Origin of the sequence: Paenibacillus periandrae, from assembly GCF_022458865.1 — a bacterium.
GTDB classification, from domain to species: domain Bacteria; phylum Bacillota; class Bacilli; order Paenibacillales; family NBRC-103111; genus Paenibacillus_S; species Paenibacillus_S periandrae.
In genome coordinates this window covers 1-255 of sequence record NZ_JAJNMU010000228.1, presented here as the reverse complement: position 1 = coordinate 255, position 255 = coordinate 1, and the positions used below count along the sequence as shown (strand labels likewise).

Here is a 255-nt window from a genome sequence, read left to right as displayed (position 1 = left end):
AATTGTAAATCGCTGTTTGTACGAAGGATGAACCGGCACCGCCCGTTGCCGGATCGTTGTAAGCGAATTTGCCCGGATGCTTGCGAATCCAGTCGTACAGCTCGTCAGCCGTCTTCGGAGGCGTCGGCACATTCTTGCTGTTATATGCCAGAATGACGGAAGAAGCGCGGTACGGTACAGCCAGCTGATGTACGTCGTTCATATAAGCGGAATCTACCTTGCTCAGGTTCGGAATGATCGCTTGATCCAGTTTCA

At 51.8% G+C, this 255-nt stretch carries 1 protein-coding gene; it reads right to left on the bottom strand.

Annotated features, from left to right (window positions below; genetic code table 11):
• On the bottom strand, window positions 1-255 hold a 255-nt coding region (locus LRL21_RS45340), incomplete at both ends, for an extracellular solute-binding protein (protein WP_240422263.1).